Origin of the sequence: Methylobacterium hispanicum, from assembly GCF_022179285.1 — a bacterium.
Taxonomy (GTDB): domain Bacteria; phylum Pseudomonadota; class Alphaproteobacteria; order Rhizobiales; family Beijerinckiaceae; genus Methylobacterium; species Methylobacterium hispanicum.
This window is the reverse complement of record NZ_BPQO01000098.1, coordinates 1-580: the sequence shown is the minus strand read 5'-3', so window position 1 is coordinate 580 and position 580 is coordinate 1. Positions and strand designations below refer to the sequence as shown.

The following is a 580-nucleotide window of genomic DNA, read 5'->3' as shown; positions in this document are numbered from 1 at the left end:
GCCGGCCTGGGTCGGCGTGCCGGAGATCTGGCCGGTGGAGCTGGAGAGAGTGACGCCGGGCGGCAGGCTGCCGGCGGTCAGGGCGTAGGCGTAGGGGCTGGTGCCGCCGGTTGCGAAGGCGGCGATCGGGGCGATCGCGCGGTTGCGCTGGTAGGCGTCGTTGGCGCCCTGCAGCATGGCCGTCATGGCGGCGCCGACCACCACCTGGAACACCGCCGAGGTGGCGTTGCGTGGGGTCGAGGCGGAGTCGACGGCCCGGACCTGGAGGCCCGAGTAGGTGCCGGGCGTGGAGGGCGTGCCGACGAGCGCGCCATCGGGCCCGAGCGAGAGGCCCGGCGGCATGGTGCCGGCGGCCAGCGTCAGGGTGACGGGCGGGGTGCCGCCGACGATGGCGACGCCCGCGTCGGGCATCGGGCTGCCGGCGAGGCCGCGGTAGAGGCCGGTCTGGGCGGCGGGGCGGAGGCTGAGCGAGACGGGCCCGTAGCCGACCGAGACGTTGATCCTGGAGGAGGTGACCTGCTTCTGGTTGGCGTCGGTGACCAGGATGTCGAAGGTGTAGCTGCCGGTGGCGGTGGGGGTT

Annotated in this window: 1 protein-coding gene; it reads right to left on the bottom strand. The window is 74.7% G+C overall.

All coding sequences use genetic code 11. The features are described from left to right. A partial coding sequence (locus MFF56_RS31915) for a putative Ig domain-containing protein (RefSeq protein WP_238232226.1) occupies positions 1-580 on the bottom strand: 580 nt, incomplete at both ends.